At 60.5% G+C, this 17,300-nt stretch carries 17 protein-coding genes; 4 read left to right on the top strand and 13 right to left on the bottom strand.

The features are described from left to right. Positions 1 to 49: 49 nt before the first annotated feature. The 6 genes from rplF to yqeB all read right to left on the bottom strand — a co-directional run bounded on the left by rplF (position 50) and on the right by yqeB (position 4,120). Entirely contained in the window at positions 50 to 586 is a 537-nt protein-coding gene (rplF, locus tag AB5164_RS03125; RefSeq protein WP_006235263.1) for a 50S ribosomal protein L6, read from the bottom strand. Positions 587 to 619: 33 nt separating this feature from the next. After that, a complete protein-coding gene (rpsH, locus tag AB5164_RS03120) occupies positions 620 to 1,018 on the bottom strand; it encodes a 30S ribosomal protein S8 (RefSeq protein ID WP_006235262.1) in 399 nt (132 codons plus the stop codon). A 119-nt stretch (positions 1,019 to 1,137) separates the two neighbouring features. Next, positions 1,138 to 1,323 (bottom strand): type Z 30S ribosomal protein S14, encoded by a 186-nt coding sequence (locus tag AB5164_RS03115; RefSeq protein WP_022094280.1) that lies wholly within the window; start codon positions 1,321 to 1,323, stop codon positions 1,138 to 1,140. A 79-nt stretch (positions 1,324 to 1,402) separates the two neighbouring features. Then, entirely contained in the window at positions 1,403 to 1,960 is a 558-nt protein-coding gene (gene rplE / locus AB5164_RS03110) for a 50S ribosomal protein L5 (protein ID WP_368142530.1), read from the bottom strand. A 312-nt stretch (positions 1,961 to 2,272) separates the two neighbouring features. Then, the gene (locus AB5164_RS03105; RefSeq protein WP_368142531.1) at positions 2,273 to 3,316 is read right to left on the bottom strand and encodes an XdhC family protein; all 1,044 of its coding nucleotides are present in this window, start codon (positions 3,314 to 3,316) and stop codon (positions 2,273 to 2,275) included. Positions 3,317 to 3,325: 9 nt separating this feature from the next. After that, entirely contained in the window at positions 3,326 to 4,120 is a 795-nt protein-coding gene (gene yqeB, locus AB5164_RS03100; protein ID WP_035137452.1) for a selenium-dependent molybdenum cofactor biosynthesis protein YqeB, read from the bottom strand. 102 nt (positions 4,121 to 4,222) lie between these two features. Here yqeB and yqeC point away from each other — a divergent pair, with 102 nt between their 5' ends. Further along, entirely contained in the window at positions 4,223 to 4,957 is a 735-nt protein-coding gene (gene yqeC / locus AB5164_RS03095; RefSeq protein WP_368142532.1) for a selenium cofactor biosynthesis protein YqeC, read from the top strand. A 109-nt stretch (positions 4,958 to 5,066) separates the two neighbouring features. Here yqeC and hydA read toward each other — a convergent pair whose 3' ends face one another. The 6 genes from hydA to dpaL all read right to left on the bottom strand — a co-directional run bounded on the left by hydA (position 5,067) and on the right by dpaL (position 12,279). Next, complete coding sequence (gene hydA / locus AB5164_RS03090; protein WP_368142533.1) at positions 5,067 to 6,434, bottom strand: dihydropyrimidinase; 1,368 nt, start codon at positions 6,432 to 6,434, stop codon at positions 5,067 to 5,069. A gap of 9 nt (positions 6,435 to 6,443) precedes the next feature. Beyond that, a complete protein-coding gene (locus AB5164_RS03085; RefSeq protein ID WP_368142534.1) occupies positions 6,444 to 7,058 on the bottom strand; it encodes a nucleotidyltransferase family protein in 615 nt (204 codons plus the stop codon). A 177-nt stretch (positions 7,059 to 7,235) separates the two neighbouring features. Then, positions 7,236 to 8,186, bottom strand: a complete 951-nt coding sequence (arcC, locus tag AB5164_RS03080) for a carbamate kinase (protein WP_368142535.1) — start codon at positions 8,184 to 8,186, stop codon at positions 7,236 to 7,238. Positions 8,187 to 8,200: 14 nt separating this feature from the next. Beyond that, positions 8,201 to 9,403, bottom strand: coding sequence for a knotted carbamoyltransferase YgeW (gene ygeW / locus AB5164_RS03075; RefSeq protein ID WP_368142536.1), 1,203 nt, complete (start codon positions 9,401 to 9,403; stop codon positions 8,201 to 8,203). Between the two features lie 201 nt (positions 9,404 to 9,604). Continuing rightward, the gene (locus AB5164_RS03070) at positions 9,605 to 10,990 is read right to left on the bottom strand and encodes a YgeY family selenium metabolism-linked hydrolase (RefSeq protein ID WP_195232234.1); all 1,386 of its coding nucleotides are present in this window, start codon (positions 10,988 to 10,990) and stop codon (positions 9,605 to 9,607) included. A gap of 74 nt (positions 10,991 to 11,064) precedes the next feature. Next, positions 11,065 to 12,279 (bottom strand): diaminopropionate ammonia-lyase, encoded by a 1,215-nt coding sequence (dpaL, locus tag AB5164_RS03065; RefSeq protein ID WP_118266260.1) that lies wholly within the window; start codon positions 12,277 to 12,279, stop codon positions 11,065 to 11,067. A 277-nt stretch (positions 12,280 to 12,556) separates the two neighbouring features. Here dpaL and AB5164_RS03060 point away from each other — a divergent pair, with 277 nt between their 5' ends. The 3 genes from AB5164_RS03060 (at position 12,557) to AB5164_RS03050 (ending at position 14,727) form a co-directional block, all read left to right on the top strand. After that, positions 12,557 to 13,210, top strand: coding sequence for a helix-turn-helix transcriptional regulator (locus AB5164_RS03060; RefSeq protein WP_040359230.1), 654 nt, complete (start codon positions 12,557 to 12,559; stop codon positions 13,208 to 13,210). 123 nt (positions 13,211 to 13,333) lie between these two features. Beyond that, positions 13,334 to 14,296 (top strand): hypothetical protein, encoded by a 963-nt coding sequence (locus AB5164_RS03055; protein WP_040359227.1) that lies wholly within the window; start codon positions 13,334 to 13,336, stop codon positions 14,294 to 14,296. A gap of 149 nt (positions 14,297 to 14,445) precedes the next feature. After that, a complete protein-coding gene (locus tag AB5164_RS03050; protein ID WP_147332627.1) occupies positions 14,446 to 14,727 on the top strand; it encodes a hypothetical protein in 282 nt (93 codons plus the stop codon). Between the two features lie 67 nt (positions 14,728 to 14,794). Here the strand turns inward: AB5164_RS03050 and AB5164_RS03045 are convergent, their stop codons facing one another. After that, positions 14,795 to 16,918, bottom strand: coding sequence for a DUF262 and DUF1524 domain-containing protein (locus tag AB5164_RS03045; protein WP_006235248.1), 2,124 nt, complete (start codon positions 16,916 to 16,918; stop codon positions 14,795 to 14,797). Positions 16,919 to 17,300: the final 382 nt, after the last annotated feature.

Here is a 17,300-nt window from a genome sequence, read left to right as displayed (position 1 = left end):
TGCCAGCACCTGACGGGGTGCTGGTCTTATGCGAGTGAGTCGGTTACGACTACTTGGCGGCCTTACCCAGCTTGCGGCGGATGTGCTCGCCAACGTAGTGGATACCCTTGCCCTTGTAAGGCTCGGGAGGACGATGACCGCGGATCTCAGCGGCGATCTGACCGACCTGCTGCTTGTTGATACCCTTGACGTTCACGTGGGTGTTGTCGGGAACCTCGAAGGTGATGCCCTCGGGAGCCTCGACGATCACGGGGTGCGAGAAGCCCAGGGAGAACTCGAGGTTCTTGCCCTTCTGCTGCACGCGGTAACCGACGCCGGCGAGCTCGAGCTTCTTCTCGAAGCCCTCGGAAACGCCAACAACCATGTTGTGGATGAGGGCGCGGGTGAGGCCGTGGCGGGCACGGGTCTCACGCTCGTCGTCGGGACGGGAAACGGTGAGGACGTTGTCCTCGACGTTGATAGCGAGCTTCTCAAAGACATCGAGCTCGAGCTGGCCCTTGGGGCCCTTGACGACAACGTTGTTGCCGTTGACTGCCACTTCGACTCCGGCGGGAATCTGGACAGGCTTATTACCGATACGAGACACGGTGATCTCCTTTCCTTCTACCTACCGAGCGAATTACCAGACGTAAGCGATGATCTCGCCGCCGACGTTGTGCTTGCGAGCATCGCGGTCGGTCATGACGCCATGGCTGGTGGAAATAATGGCGGTACCAAGGCCACCGCGGACGCGGGGCATGTCGGCAACGCCGGTGTACTTACGCAGGCCCGGCTTGGAAATGCGGCGGATGCCGTTGATGACCTTAGCCTTCTTGGGACCATACTTAAGCGTGATGTGCAGAGTCTTCTGGGGAACGGTGTCCTCGACATCGTAGCCCTCGATGTAGCCCTCCTCGTGCAGAACACGAGCGATCTCGACGAGCTTCTTGCTGCTCGGCATGGAGACCGTGGCCTTGTTCACAGAGTTAGCGTTACGGATGCGCGTAAGCATATCTGCGATCGGGTCTGTAAGGTTCATACAGATTCTCCTTCGTTCTTGATGAACACGTGCTCTTGGTTCTTCGCCGCCCTTAACGGCAAAGCCTTTTTAGCGCGTTTTCCCTGTTCCAAACTGATGCTTGAAACGCTGGTAGTGACTTACCAGCTGGCCTTCTTAACGCCGGGAAGCTCGCCCTTGAGTGCAAGCTCGCGGAAGCAGACACGGCACAGGCCGAACTTGCGGTACACAGAGTGCGGACGGCCGCAGCGCTGGCAGCGCGTGTACTCACGAGTAGAGAACTTCTGCTTGCGATTGCACTTGACGATCATCGATGTCTTAGCCACTTATATCCTCCTCACATAGAGTATTGTTCGCCCCAAGCGCCGCCCCCTTGTGGGAACGGCGCTTATAGGGCAGGTGAACCTATTTCTTGAACGGGAAACCGAAGGCGTCCAGAAGGGCCTTGGCCTCCTCATCGGTATTGGCGGTGGTCACGAAAGTGATGTCCATACCGCGCTGGTGATCGACGGAGTCGAAGTCGATCTCGGGGAAGATGAGCTGCTCGGTGACGCCCATGGAGAAGTTACCACGGCCGTCGAAGCTCTTGGCGGAGATGCCGCGGAAGTCGCGGATACGGGGGATCGCGACGGAGGTCAGACGATCGAAGAACTCCCACATACGGTCGCCACGCAGGGTAACCTTGCAGCCGATCGGCATACCAGCGCGCAGGCGGAAGGTAGCGATGGACTTGCGGGCACGGGTGATCATCGGCTGCTGGCCGGTGATGGCGCGCAGGTCGCGCACGGCACCGTCGATGGCCTTGGAATCGGTAGCGGCCTCGCCGACACCCATGTTCACGACGATCTTCTCAAACTTGGGAATCATCATGACGTTCTCGTACTGGAACTTGTCCTGAAGCTGCTGCTTGACCTCGTTGTTGTACTTGGTCTTCAGACGCGGCACATACTTCTCTTCTACCATTGTTCACTCCTTCTTGGGGTTTTAAGCACGGGGCGTGGCCACGATGGGTTGTCCTCGTGCCTCCTGGCTGCATCCGCGCCGCTCATGGCATTTTGCGGTTTGGACTCGACGCAGCAGGAGCCGACAAAACAATCGGTACTATACGCGCATCGGGAGCGTATTTCCAGAAAAACCTCGTCTGCCTGCACAACTCCACAACTCCCCCGCACAAATGGATCCCAAAAAGCAGTTGCGGTGAAATAGGGACTGTTGGGCGGCCTAACAGGCTTAAACAATCCGTATTTCACCGCAACTTAATTGGTGGGGATGCGATTAGCGCTTGCGGGGGACGAGTTTGGTGCGGCGCAGGTGGATCATCTCGGCGGCGATGGAGATGGCGATCTCCTCGGGGTCCTCGGCCTCGATGGCAACGCCGATCGGAAGGTGCAGCTCGTCGATCTGGTCCTGCGTAAAGCCTTCCTGCTCCAGGCGGGCGCGCACAAAGGCCGTCTTGCGGCGCGAACCCAGACAGCCCAGGTAGGCAGGCTTGGCGTGCATGGCCTGAATCACCACGTCGATATCGGACTTGTGCCCCGCCGTGGCGACGACCACCAGATCGCGCGGGCCGATGGGGCACTGCTTGCTCAGGTTCTTGTAGTCGATCAGACGACGGTCGTAGACACCGGGCACCCAATCGGGGGTCAGCGTGCCGGGGCGGTCGTCGCACGCCACGACGGCAAAGCCCGCCGCCGTGAGCACCCGCGCCGTCGCGGCGCCCACGTGGCCGCAGCCAAAGATATAGGTCAGCCCCTCGGGGCAGAGCGTCTCGATGTACGCGGGAGGAATCTCGGAGGCGGCATTGGTGTAGGTGACCTTACTCCCCTCTTCCGTCAGCGAAAGCCCGGGGCAACCCACAATGGTGCGGCGCGACTCCTCGCCATGGTATTCGGCAGCGTCGCTTTCGAGCGCGCTTGCGATAAACGGCTCAAAGTCGATGACGAAGTCGCCGATGCGCCGATAGACCAAGACGTCGGCAATTTCCTGGAACAACGGTGCCTGGGTCGCATCCAGATGCAGATAGCACAGGCAAATGGCTCCGCCGCAGATCATGCCGGTATCGGAGTTCTCGCCGCCCATGGTGTAGCGGACCAGACGCGACTGTCCCGCGCTCAGGAGTTCGCGCGCCTCATCCAGCGCAAAGAGCTCAATCTTGCCGCCGCCGATGGTGCCCGCCTGGCTGCCGTCGGCAAAGACGGCCATCCATGCGCCCACACCGCGCGGTGACGACCCCGCCGTGCCGGCCACGACCGCCAGCTCGCACGTCTCGCCAGCACGCAGGGCGGCAAGCGCCGCATTCACAACATCGAGCTTTTCCATTGCCGCCTTCTATCCTCTAAAGATATCGGTGAGCATAGCGAGTGCCTCGAGCACGCCGCCGCCGACCGACGTCGCCTTGTCCGAAATGTAGTTGATATAGCTGGCATCGCCGCGCGGATCGACATCGGCGCATTTAAAGCCCTCAGTCACCTGCACGCCGTTCGCCAAAAGCCCGCGCAGGCAGCCATCGATCTGTGTGCACATGGGCGTATCGTCCGCGTAGCCAATCACGTCTCCGGCGCTCACGATGTCGCCGATTGCGCGGTCGGACCGAAACACGCCGGCGGCGGGGCTGTGGATAACGCGCTCCTTGCCATAGCCGGCGATCACGCCCGGCACGCCCGTGTTGGGCTGGGGCGAGCCCTGGGTAATGACACGGCCCAAAAAATGCCCGCGCATGGTCTCGACCACGGCGTCGCAATCGACCGGCGCGGTAAAGCCCGGCCCCACGGCGATGACGGTAGGCGCCATGTCGCGCGTGGTGCCCAGGTTGCGCTTGGCCAGAATCGCGTCGACCACAGCCGCGGGTTTAAGCTCATCGAGCATCTTGGCCTGAGGGTCCACCACGACGGCAACATCCCCCGCTTGGGTAATCTCGAGCGCCTCTGCCGGCGTCTGCGCCAAGCGAGCGCGAATGCCCTCGACCTGGACCTCGCCCAGGCGAATAGCCTCGCAAAAACTGATTGTGCGGCGGATGCACGTGGGAACCGCGATATCGGCCATAACGACCGACACGCCGGCGCGCACCAAGCGAGCGGCGACACCCGTGGCGATATCGCCGGCGCCGCGAACATAAACGAGCATTCCCGGGGCACCTCCCTGTGCTACGGTTTGAGCAGAGCAAAAGCGGTTCGACCGCTACTCTGATGATTATTTATTATCACAGTATTATACGGCGGTGAACAGATGGAAACGGTTAGCGGCAATCTTGCCTCGGCGCTCAGGATCGAGCCGGGCATTACCGCGATTATCGGCAGCGGCGGCAAGTCGACGTTGCTCAAAACGCTGGGTCTTGAGCTCATGCGCGCTGGCGGCCGCGTGCTCCTCTGCACCACCACGCATATGCTTCCCGTTGCCGGCGTGCCATGGGACGGGTCGAATCGTCGCCTGGACGCCGCGCCTTGGAAGCCGGGCGCCTCGCATGTCCCCGGTTGCACCTGCGAGGCATGCGCGGGCATGAGCCGCGGAAGTATCTGCCAGGCGGGTGTTTTGGACCCGGAGACAGGCAAGCTCTCCGCCCCCGCCGAGCCACTCGGCGGGCTGGCACAGCGCTTTGACTATGTGTTGGCCGAGGCAGACGGTAGCAAGCGACTCCCGCTCAAGGCGCATGCCGCCTGGGAGCCGGTAATTCCCGCCGGCACGGCAAACGTTGTCTGGGTCGTCGGCGCCTCGGGACTCAGCAAGCCCATCAACGAAGCCGTCCACCGCCCCGAGCTCTTTTGCGAGCGTTGCGGCTGCGAGCTCACCGACATCGCCACGCCCGAGCGCGTCGCCCAGGTGCTCAATGCCGAGATGCAGGCGCTGAAACTCAGCACCGCACGCGTCGTGCTCAACCAAGTCGACACGCTCAGCGACCCCACGATGACGGATCGCTTCGAGGCAGCCCTCGGCCGCCCCCTCATCGCCAGCAGCCTCAAGTAGCCGGCCCCATCTCCTCAGTTGCGGTGAAATACGGACTGTTTGGCCGCCCGACGGCCGCAAACAGTCCGTATTTCACCGCAACTGCGGAGGGGACACGGCATCTTTGCTGCTAGCGGGGGACGTAGCGGCCGGGTTGGGCTCCAGTGGGCTCGCCGTCGCGCGCAGCCAGCACGCCGTTCACAAACACAGCCTTGGCGCGGCCATGTGCCTCAAAGCCCTCGAGTGGCGTGTAGTCCACAGCCTGATGCTGCGTCGCGGCACTGATCGTCCAGCGTGTCTTGGGATCCCACACGCACACGTCGGCATCGGCACCCTCGGCAAGACAGCCCTTGCGCGGATACATGCCAAAGACGCGCGCCGGGTTCTCGCTCATCAAGCGGCAGAGATCCTCGGGGCCCAGTTGCCCTTCAAAGCTCGTGGCAATCGCGACGGGACGATGCTCCACACCGGGCCCGCCGTTGGGAATCGCACGGAAATCGTGGCGCCCACGGTCCTTTTGCCCGTGCAGGTTAAAGCTGCAGTGGTCGGTCGCAATCGTATCGATCTCGCCGGCCACAAGCGCCTCGCGCAGTGCCGCACGGTCACCCGCATGGCGCAGCGGCGGGCTCATCACATATTTGGCACCCGCAAAGCCGTCCTCACCCTGCTCCAAGTAGCAAGTATCGTCGAGCATCAGATACTGAGGGCAGGTCTCGACATATATATTCTTCTGTCCGCGCGCCTTGGCGGCACGGATGGCCTCGAGCCCCAGCTTGGTCGAAAGGTGCACCACGTTGACCGGAGCGTCGCCGGCCAGGTGCGCCAGATATAGCAGGCGGCTCACTGCCTCGGCCTCGCACACGTCCGGACGGCTGAGCGCGTGGCCCTCGGGCCCGTGTATACCCTGCTCGTACACGCGCTTCTGCAGTTCATTCACCAACGTGCCGTTCTCGCAATGCACGCACAGGATACCGCCCAGGCGCTTGAGCTCCTCGAGCACCTCGAGCGTCTCGGCATCGTCCAAGCGCAGGTGGTCATAGGCAAAGTAGGTCTTGAACGACGATACGCCCGCCTCGCGCATGGCCGAAAGGTCGGCGCGGTTGCGCTCGTTCCACTCGGCGAGTGCCATATGAAAGGCGTAGTTTGCCGTGCAGGTGCCGTCGGCGCGGCGATGCCACTCGGCCAAGGCATCGGGCATGGTCACGCCACGATCGGCCGTCGCGTAGTCCACGATGGTCGTCGTACCGCCGCAGGCAGCCGCGCGCGTGCCGGTCTCAAAGCTATCGGCCGTCCAATCCATGCCGGTCCAGCACTGCATGTGCGTGTGGCCGTCGATAAAGCCGGGAAACACCCAGCAGCCCGTGGCATCCTCGACGGTATCGCTCTCGGCCGGCTCAATCGCCGCGGCGATCCGCACGATCTTATCGCCATCCATGGCAAGATCGGCACGGCGAAGCCCCTGTGGCGTCACGAGCGCGCCGTTTTTGATGATGATCATAATTGCTCCTTATTGATTTATGCAGTTGGCCACGCGATCAAAATACGAGCAGGCGGCGATATGCTCCGCTATGCGTCGCTGCCCCTTGGCGGTATCGACGTCCCACAGCTCGTAGGCACGCGCCTCGACCAGCACCACGTCGGTACGGCCCTTGAGGATCGAACCGCCGCCGTCCTTGCCCTCAAGACACATAAGTGCATCGAACAGTTCCGCCGGAAAGAGCACCGGGCTCGAAGGCTCACCGTTGCACGCAAGACGCACCGGATGCTTGCGGCCACGCTCGTCAAATGCACGAACCATGGCCTCAAAAGAATCCGAACTCACGAGCGGCTGGTCGCCCGGCAAAAAGAGGCATCCTTTCCAGTCGCGTTCGACTCCCCACGAAAGGCCCGCACGGACACTTTCGCTGCGCAGCTCGCCATCGTGCAGCACGCACGGGCAATGCTTGTCCTCGCAAATCTGGGCGACCTCGGGCCAACGCGTCGAAACCACGACGTCAAAGCCCCGGGGAACCGAATCGATGGTCCGGGCAATCAGCGGCTCGCCATAGATATCGGCAAGCATCTTGTTAGAGCCAAACCGCTTGCCCTCGCCCGAAGCCATAATCACGCAACCGAGTTTCATCTCCGCAAACCTCCCCTGGCTGCCTTGGACACCATAGCTGCTATACCCACCATACCGAGCTCGCACTCCGTCGGAACAGGCACGCACTCGTTTTCCAGCGAACGCCCCTTGGCTCCCCATAGCACAAAGGAGGGCACCCCGCGACGCAGGGCACCCTCCTCAATGGTGCAGACATGCCTACTCAGCGTCGCCGGTAAACGTGGTACCGGTCTTGCCGGCAAGGCCATCGCGCGCCTTCTCGAGCAGCGTGATGAGCGCCGTGCGGCCCGGCTTGCTCTCGGCAAACGTCGAGGCTGCCTGGACCTTGGGCAGCATGGAGCCGCGACCAAACTCGTTGGCCTCGGACAGACGCTTTACGTCAGCCGCGGTCAGCGTGTCGAGCCACTGCTCGTGGTCGGTGCCAAAGCCAATGGCAACCTTCTCCACGGCCGTCAGGATAATCAGGGCATCGGCATCGAGCTGCTCGGCGAGCTTCTCGGCCGCAAAGTCCTTATCGATGACGGCAGCAGCGCCCTTAAGGTGGTTGCCCTGGACCTTGGTGACGGGAATACCGCCACCGCCGCAGGAAATCACCACGTGGTTGGACTCGACGAGCGACTTAATGGTGTCGAGCTCGACGATGTTCACGGGCTTGGGTGAGGCAACCACGCGACGGAAGCCCTGCTTCTCGTCGTGGATGAACTGATAGCCGCGGTCGGCTTCCAGCTCCTTGGCCTCGGCCTCGCTCATCCACGGACCAATCGGCTTGACCGGGTCGGCAAAGGCCGGATCGTCTGCCGCAACCTCGACCTGGGTGAGCACGGTGGCGACACCCTTGTCGATATTGCGGTCGAGCATTTCCTCGCGCAGGGCGTTTTGCAGGTCATAGCCAATGTAGCCCTGGCTCATGGCGCCGCAAACGGACAGCGGGCAGGGAATGTACTTCTGAGGATTAGAACGCGTGAGCTCGGCCATCGCGTTGGCGATCATGCCCACCTGGGGGCCGTTGCCATGCACGACGACGACCTCGTTGCCTTCCTCGATCAGGTCGACGATGGCCTTAGAAGTCGTCTTGACGGCCTCCATCTGCTCGGGAAGGTTGGCGCCGAGGGCGTTTCCGCCCAAGGCGACAACAATACGCTTAGCCATTTCTCAGCCCAGCTTTAGGCCTGGAACCAACGGGCGGTGTTGCGCTCGTCGAGGGCCTTGAGGGTAGCGGCGGGATCGGCAACCTTCTGCAGGAACATCATGGCAGCGATGGCGTACGGCTTGTAGCTGGCCTCCTTGTACATGCCCACGCGGTGCATGTCGAAGACGTCGGCGTTGACCTCGCCGTGCTCGCAGGAGACACCGGAAATATCGGCGGGCAGCGGATGCATAAAGATGGTGTCCTGGCCGTTGGCAGTCTTCTCCATGAGCTCGGTCGTGGAGCACCAATCCTGATGCGTAGCGTTCTGAGCGAGCAGCTCCTTCTCGAGCGCAGCGATGCCGGCGTCGTCGCCCTCGGCGTACAGGTTGGTACGCTTCTCCATGGCGGCAAACGGAGCCCAGCTCTTGGGGATCACGATGTCGGCGCCCTCGAAGGCCTCGGCCATGGTGCTGACCTGCTTAAAGGTGGTGCCGGACTCGGCGGCATAGCCCTTGGCGCGCTCGACGACCTCGGGCATGAGATCGTAGCCCTCGGGGTGAGCCAGGGTGACGTCCATGCCAAAGCGGGGCAGCAGGCTGATCAGCGACTGCGGGCAGGACAGCGGCTTGCCGTAAGAGGGCGAATAGGCCCAGGTGACGGCAACCTTCTTGCCCTTGAGGTTCTCGAGGCCGCCAAACTCGTTGATGAGGTAGAGCATGTCAGCAGAGGACTGCGTGGGATGGTCGGAATCGGACTGCAGGGAGATGAGCGTGGGACGGTGATCCAGAACGCCGTCCTCGTAAGCCTGCTGGACAGACTCGGAGACCTCGGCCATGTAGGCGTCGCCCTTGCCGATGTACATGTCATCGCGGATGCCGATGACGTCGGCCATGAAGGAGATCATGGTAGCGGTCTCGCGGACGGTCTCGCCGTGAGCGATCTGGGACTTCTTCTCGTCCAGGTCCTGCAGCTCAAGGCCGAGCAGGTTGGCGGCCTTAGAGAAGGAGAAGCGCGTACGGGTGGAGTTGTCGCGGAACAGCGAGACGGCCAGGCCCGAATCGAAGATCTTGGACGAAACGTTGTTCTCGCGCAGCTCGCGCAGAGCGTCGGCGACGATGTAGAGCGCCTTGAGCTCATCGGTGGTCTTATCCCAGGTGTGCAGGAAGTCGCTGCCGTACATACCCTTAAAATCGAGGCCGTTCAGCTGCTCGACGAGCTCGGTAAACTTGGCGTCCATGTAAATGTCCTTTCTAAAGGTGAAACGATCGCAATGAGTAGATGCGCTCCGGCATGCGCGTGTGGCTAGAACATGCAGAGCGCTATGACGAGGACCCGCCACCGTCGAGGAAGCATGGGAGATAACGACCGCGGGCCCCAAGTCAACAGGAGGCGCCGGGGACACGAGCGGCCCCCGGCTCAACAAGATCGAGGAATGGGACTAGTCGATCTTGTTGTTGGTCAGACCGGCGCGGAACACGGTGGCATCGCCATCGGCCTGGCTCGGATCGTAGAGGTTCAGGGCAGCCACGTACATGGCGGCAGCGGTGACCAGGTCGTCCTTGTAGGTGACCTCGTTGGGAGCGTGTGCCTGAGACTCGGCACCCGGGCCAAAGCCCACGCAGGGGATGCCATAGCGGCCCTGGATGGAGACGCAGTTCGTGGAGAAGGTCCACTTGTCGCACAGCGGACGACCGGTGCGCTTGTCCATGCTGGGCTCGCAGCCGATGCGCTCGTCACCGAACATGGCCTTGTGGGCGTCGACGAGGGCCTTGACGTGCGGAGCGGTCTCCTTGTTGATCCACGTGGGGAAGTAAGCCTCGGTCTCGTAGACCTCGCCGGTCCAGGACGGACGGTCGTACATGTACATGGAGACCTTCACGTCGTCGCCGTACTTCTTGGCGGCCGGCAGGTTACGGATCTCGTCCAGGCAGGACTCCCAGGTCTCACCGGCGGTCATGCGACGGTCGATGGAGATGGCGCAGGAGTCAGCGACAGCGCAGCGGCTGGGGCTGGTGTAGAAGATCTGGCTGACGGTGCAGGTGCCGCGGCCCAGGAAGCGGGCGTCCTCGAAGTGCTCGGGGTTGTACTTGGGGTCGAGCATCTTGACGAGGCCCTTGATGTCGGTCGACTCGTCGCAGCCGTTGTTGTTGAGGGCGCGGACGTCGGCGATGATGTCGGCCATCTTGTAGATGGCGTTGTCACCGCGGTCGGGAGCGGAGCCGTGGCAGGAGGTGCCGTGAACGTCGACGCGGATCTCCATGCGGCCGCGGTGACCGCGATAGATGCCACCGTCGGTGGGCTCGGTGGAAATGACGAACTCGGGCTTAATGCCGTCCTTGTTGTAGATGTACTGCCAGCACATGCCGTCGCAGTCCTCTTCCTGGACGGTACCGACGACCATAATCTTGTAGCCCTCGGGGATGAGGCCCATGTCCTTCATCATCTTGGCAGCGTAGGTAGCAGAAGCCATGCCACCCTCCTGGTCGGAGCCACCGCGGCCGTAGATGATCTCGTCGGTCTCGTAACCCTCATAGGGATCGGCATCCCAGTTATCGATGTTGCCGATGCCGACGGTGTCGATGTGAGAGTCGATGGCGATAATCTTGTCGCCCTCGCCCATAAAGCCCATAACGTTGCCCAGGCCGTCGACCTTGACCTCGTCATAGCCAAGGCTCTCCATCTCGGCCTTGATGCAAGCGACAACCTCACCCTCCTCGCAGGACTCAGAGGGATGGCTGATCATAGCGCGCAGGAAGCGAGTCATATCAGCACGATGGGACTCAGCAGCAGCCTTGATAGCGTCGAAATCGAGTTCTTTAGCCATTGTTCATAACCTTTCAAACTAAGGAATCTACCTGTGAGGTGGCGGAGCGATACCTATTTACTCCGCCCCAACGATTAGCAAGTGGGGTATTCGCCTTCCCAGACGATGCGACGGTACTGATCCGGATCGGTGTCACCTTCCGTGGAGAAGCAGAGCACGGAGCTCGTCTTATCCAGGCCGATGAGCTCTTTGAGCTCGGCGTACTCGGGATCGAGCATGAGGGTCTCGACCAGGCCAGTGGTCACCGCGCCGGACTCGCCGGAGATGACGCGCGGGTCGCCCTTCTCGGGGGCGCCCAGGGTGCGCATGCCGCGAGCGGTGACCCAGTCGGGGCAGGACACGAAGGCGGTGGCATGGTTGCGCAGGATATCCCAGCCCAGGATGTTGGGCTCGCCGCAGCACAGGCCGGCCATGATGGAGGGCATGTCGCCGTCCACGATGCGCGGGTCGCCGTCGCCGGCAGCAGCGCCCTTGTACAGGCAGGCGGCAGGCGCGCACTCGACCACGACGAAGGTGGGCGGGTTATCGGGATACAGGTTGGTAAAGTAGCCCACCACGGCGCCGGCCAGCGAGCCCACGCCAGCCTGGACAAAGACGTGCGTCGGGCGGTTGATGGCCATCTCGCGCAGCTGCTCGGCAGCCTCGGAAGCCATGGTGCCGTAGCCCTCCATGATCCAAGACGGGATCTTCTCGTAGCCCTCCCAGGCGGTGTCCTGAACGATGACGCCGCGCTCGCAGGCGTCGGCCTCGGCGGCGGCCATGCGCACGCACTCGTCGTAGTTGACCTCTTCGATGGTCACCGTGGCGCCCTCGGCGGCGATGTTATCAAAGCGGGGCTTGGTGGAACCCTTGGGCATGTGCACGACGGCCTTCTGGCCCAGCTTGTTGGCAGCCCATGCCACGCCGCGGCCATGGTTGCCGTCGGTGGCGGTAAAGAAGGTGGCCTGGCCAAAGTCCTTGGCAAGCTGATCGGAGGTCAGGTAATCGAAGGTGCACTCGGCAACGTCCTTGCCGGTCTCGTCGGCAATATAATTGGCCATGGCAAACGAACCGCCCAGGACCTTGAAGGCGTTGAGGCCAAAGCGATAGCTCTCGTCCTTAACGCACAGGTTGGACAGGCCCAGGCGCGCAGCCTGACCGTCCAGGCGGGCAAGCGGAGTGACGGTATATTGAGGGAACGACTGGTGGAAGGCGCGGGCCTTCTTCACGTGGTCGAGGCTCATGATTCCCAAGTGCTTGTCATCGCTCTTGGGCATCGTGTTGCCCGCCCACTGGATCTTATCGGCCATACGGTGAACTCCTTAAGTCCTCTCTTGCCGGCCCCCGCATACGCGTTTCAGCCCATTCCCATTCATGCGACTGAACTTTTATGTGGATGCCAAACAAAAAGTTTGTTAGTAATGTTCTATCACACTTTTTGATTGGTATACCTAACGAATTGTTTGTTGCCGCAATCGGTACTTTTTCGCCGCCGAACGGTCATGAATTGCCTTGTTGATGGATTTGTTTGCGGTCATGTGTGGTTTATGGCACAGTGAGCCCAAACTAATTTTTAGGAAGGCACCTATGACCCCCGCACAGATTGAGTTTTATAAGCGCCTTGCACACGGCCTGGCGCTCCAATTTGGCCCCAACTGCGAAATCGTCGTCCACGATCTGGAGACCGATGACGTGGACCACTCCATCGTAGTGATTGAAAACGGCCACGTCAGCGGGCGCAAACTGGGTGACGGCCCCAGCCATATCGTGTTTGAGTCCATGCACGAGGGCGCCACCGATGTACACGACCGCGAGCCGTACCTCACTAAAACCACCGACGGTAAGCTGCTCAAATCGTCGACGATCTTTATCCGCAACGACGAGGGCAAGCCCGTCGGCATTTTGGGCATCAACTTTGACATTACGCTTATGAAGGCTTTTGAGCGTTCGCTCGACGCCTTTACCGGCACCGGCGGCACGGGCTATACCGAGCCCGAGCCCATTACCAAGAACATCGGCGACCTGCTCGAGGACCTGCTGCACGAGTGCGAGCAGTTTGTGGGCAAGCCCGCGGCACTCATGACCAAAGACGAGCGCATTCGTGCCATTGGCTACCTCGACCGTCGCGGCGCCTTCCTCATTTCCAAGTCGAGCGAGCGCGCCTGCGAGTTCTTTGGCATCTCCAAGTACAGCTTCTATAGCTACCTCAATGAGGCCAAGGCTGCTGCCGGCGACAAGTAGGCACTCGCCTGGATTGCCCCTCCCCTTTTGGGCGCGAGTTCTGGAAAGCACGAATCCAAGACCGAGCCGCTTGGGAAGTTCCATATAATCGATGTCATTAGTATTTCGAAAGGATGGAACAGAATGGCGTTGAGCAAGGCATCATGCACCGGTCGCGGATTGATTCCGGCAATTGGTGGACATGTGCACCGCATGTTCGATGAGAGTGAAGACGACCTGTTTTCGCTGAGCCTTGACGACGTGATGGATGATCGCCCGTGGACCGCCGACGAACTCATGGGCGGCGGGGCTCGCCCGTCAAGTCCCAATCCCGCACTTGCGCCTAAGCCCGCATCTGCGCCGACGCCCGCGCCTACGCCCGCACCCACTTCGGCGCCCACGACCGCTCCCCGCCCCGCAAGCGACCCGTCCGAGACGGCGGCATTTCTCGCTGCGGCGACGCAGGGCAAATCGGCCGACAGCACCGTTATGTACAACGCCCAGCAGTTGCCCGTTCCTGCGGCACGCAAGCCTCCGGTCACAAGGCTCGATGAGCCCGTTGCCCATCAGGTTGCCTACGATTCCTGGGCTGCAACCGATCTGGATGAGACCTCTACCGGCATGCCGGCGCTCGACGTTCCAGTTAACCCGCTTTTTGCCGCCAACACGAGCGCCGCGGACTATGAGGGCGGTGCGGCATATTCCGATTATTCCGATGGCTATGCTGGCAACGGTCGCATCGAGACCGAGAACTATGGCACCGCATCGAGCGATTATCTCAACGATCCGTACGCCGCCACGCCTGCACCGGAATATGACCCGGAGGCCGCGTCCGCGCCGGCGTATACCAAAAGCACGGGCGAAGAGCGCTTTGCCGATTATTACGCCGAGGAAAAGGCGCTGCGTTTCTCGGAATTTCCGCAGGCAGTCAAGGTTGCCTTTATCGCCATTATCATTGCCCTGCTCGGTGTCATTGCGTTTGAGGGGTTCCAGCTGTTCCGCGGCCCCACCCAAGCGGAGTCGGAGACCCAGCAAAAAGAGGACGATAACCAGTACCTGGACATCAACACCCTCAAGGGCGACCCCAACGACGGAGACGACGAGTAGCGAGAGCTGAAGGCGGCCGCAGGATCCCGCATCCAGCAGCGGCTTCTAAGTGCTGTTTTGTCATCCAGCTACACTTTTCCGAAGTTTTAAGGTGCCTATTTCGACACTTTTCCGGATTTTATACTCTGTCCCTCCAGATGCGCTTTACGGTGCAGGCGTTGGAAGAAGGGCCATGTGCCGCTGGCGGCCCACATGTTCTGCAGATCAAGCTGCTCGGAGACGGCTCGCGCGAGCCGTCCAGCTGGAAGCTTTTTGCCGACGGTGCGTGCGTTGCGGACGGATCCGGCGCCTTTGCCCGCGAGTGCTTCTGCGAGGGCGCCGAGGTGTTCCTGGACCTGTGTCGCGACGCCGTGCACGCGGCCGAGCTGCACCAGTGGAGCCAGAGGGAGTACGAGCTGCTGAGCGCGGCGCGCGGGATTGCGGGGGTGTAGGTGGGCAGATAAGCCATCGGCAATTCCGAGATGGCAAGGGCCGGGAATTAGATTCCCGGCCTTTAACCTAGCACTGCTTTATAAGATCGAGCACCGCGGGAATGTCATCGGCATTACGAAGAGCAACATAGGTCGGTAGGCCTGGGCCAAATCCACCCTGCGTACGTTTGTCCTGGCACATGTCCTCTGGATCAATTAGGTCATCCACGCTCTTTGCCAGGCCGACGGCAATCCAGCCACCGTTGCTGGTCCTACCTTCTAACACGGCATGCAGTTTTCGCTTGCCCGACCTGAAGCCTACATAGTACTTGGCTATGTAGGACTCCCACGAAGGGTTACCACTCAGAACGGACTCGCGCACCTCATCGAAAAGCTTCTGGTTGAGCCCACCTTCGGCAAAGGTGGGGTGGTTCTCATGCAGAGTCCAGACAGGAGCCTCGTCAGGCTCCCCACGAGAAGGACGGTACTTGTCGACGACGTCTGCCGGAAGGTCGGGATACTTCCATATCTCGCACGCTTCTTTCGCCAGCTCGTCCGCGCGCTGCCCAATCTCTTCCTCACCCCATTTTTCATGCGAGACAATCGATTTGTTTAGGTAGAGCGGGCTGCATTTAAATCCGACGTCAGGCAGATTGAGCTTGTCCGAGAACGACCGGTTTGAGTACTCCTGGTTGTAGCCCGTCAGCGTAAGATTTCCCAAGTTGTTGCACAGCCTGTCGTGGACGTCTTCCCAGTTCTCACCAAGCGATTCCTTCCAGCCGTGCTCATCATCAATCGTCTGGGGCATGATGTGCTCGATCTGGTAATCGTCGGCTGAGATGGACTCCTTCGGGTGGTGCCAGTTCTCCATGCGTTCCAGGTAATAGCGCTTTTTAGAGAAGCGGTTGTAGCAGTCACGCGCCTTAAACTCCTCGACAAAATGCTCGTCTGTCGGAAAGTATGCGGTCATACCGCTGCTGTGGATAAGGAGCATCGCCGTAACGTACTCCTCGATATCGTCCTGCTGCTCGAGATTGCGATACATGCCGGCAAAGAAATTATTTAGGCCCGTGGTAAGTCTGCCGCAAACCGCTCGCCTGAACAGAAACGACTCGATAGTCTCGCAGATACGTAAAAACGCATTGCGGTCTAGTCCATTCCCCTCGTAAACCGAATAAAGCAACATTAAGAGGGGCCTTATCTGCTTCACGTCGAGGCTTACGATTCTGCCGAACACTCGGCGCAGTCCGTCGTCCTTCTCCTTACCAAGGAACAGACTGGCGTATCTATGTGCATACCCGCGCAGCTCCTTAAGCAGGCCCTCGGTGTCACCATCGTAGTCGTCGGCGAAATAGCGCTTAAACTCGTAGTAGGCCTCGTTCTCCTTCGGCATCCTATTGGGAACTTTAAGCCACAGCCAGTACCAGATAAATGCATTGAACTCGTCCTCGCCGCCTTTTCCGAACAAGCACTCGAGTGGATGCCAATAACCCTCATAAAGCTTGGTCTGTTCGTCGTTGGGAAGCGACATTAGAACGTAGTTACGGATGAGGTCAATGGGCGTGAGCGGCTTGCCCTTGGAGTTCATGGACTCAAATATGAGCTGGGCATTATCAACGCCAGCGGTGAGCTTAGTGTCGATGACCTGCACGCGGTTTAGCCCCGCCCAAAGCCTTGCCGGGTCAAATGATTTACCACGCATCTTCTCGCGGAAGAACGCATGGTTCTCGACAATCCGATCCGATTTTTCATCTGGCACGGGAGCCCCAGACACGATGGAGAACAGCGTCTCTTTATCGTCCTGCGAGAGCACCAGCTTGTAGCGTGCCAGACCGTTGTAGTCGTCATCGTTAAAGAGGTAATTTTTCCTCAGCGCCGAGATTTTGAGGTCGCCAAGGAAGCCAGCCTTGTCGGGGTTGCTCTCCAAATAGTCAGCCAAAGCTGCAATCATCAACGAAAACGTCGTCATGCGCTGCTGTCCGTCAATCAGAAGCACGCGCGAAATGCTCGTGGCAGAGCTCTCGGACTCGGGGATATAAAGCATTGACCCCACGAAGTGCGATACGCCATCACGACCCGCTCGCATGACGTCATCCCAAAGCACCTCGCACTCTTTTACACTCCACGAGTAAACTCGCTGGTACACGGGAATGACAAACTGCATCTTCGCCACGCCCATAAGGTCGAGCAGATTCGCCTCGGTTGCTTTCATTTACGCTTGTCCCCTTTCTTGTTTACGCCGCTTGCGGTCAGTCCCCCACTGAACGAAAGACGCTAAAGACCAGAGCATCGAAGCGCTGGAGCAACCGGGATGCTCGTCTCACTAGATTTTACAACGCTTGTCGCGAATACAGTTGAAAGCCAATCCGGTTCCGATGGCTCCCCCTATGAGAAGAAGGTGGATGCCAAGGGTCGCGTGACTAGCGATAAGTGCATCGCGAACGAAGTGCCGTTTGAGGAGCTGCCCGAGGGGTGGGCTTGGGCAAGGCTGGAAACCGTATATAACTTCATTGATTAGGGGGTGCGGACAGAAAGTTGGACCGCGGGGCGGTCCGGACTGGAGGTTCGCATGTACAGCAGGGAGAAGGTCGAGC

Origin of the sequence: Collinsella aerofaciens (assembly GCF_040915425.1) — a bacterium.
GTDB classification, from domain to species: Bacteria; Actinomycetota; Coriobacteriia; order Coriobacteriales; family Coriobacteriaceae; genus Collinsella; species Collinsella aerofaciens_BW.
Note: the sequence above shows the minus strand (reverse complement) of the source record. Positions and strands in the feature narration are given on the sequence as shown.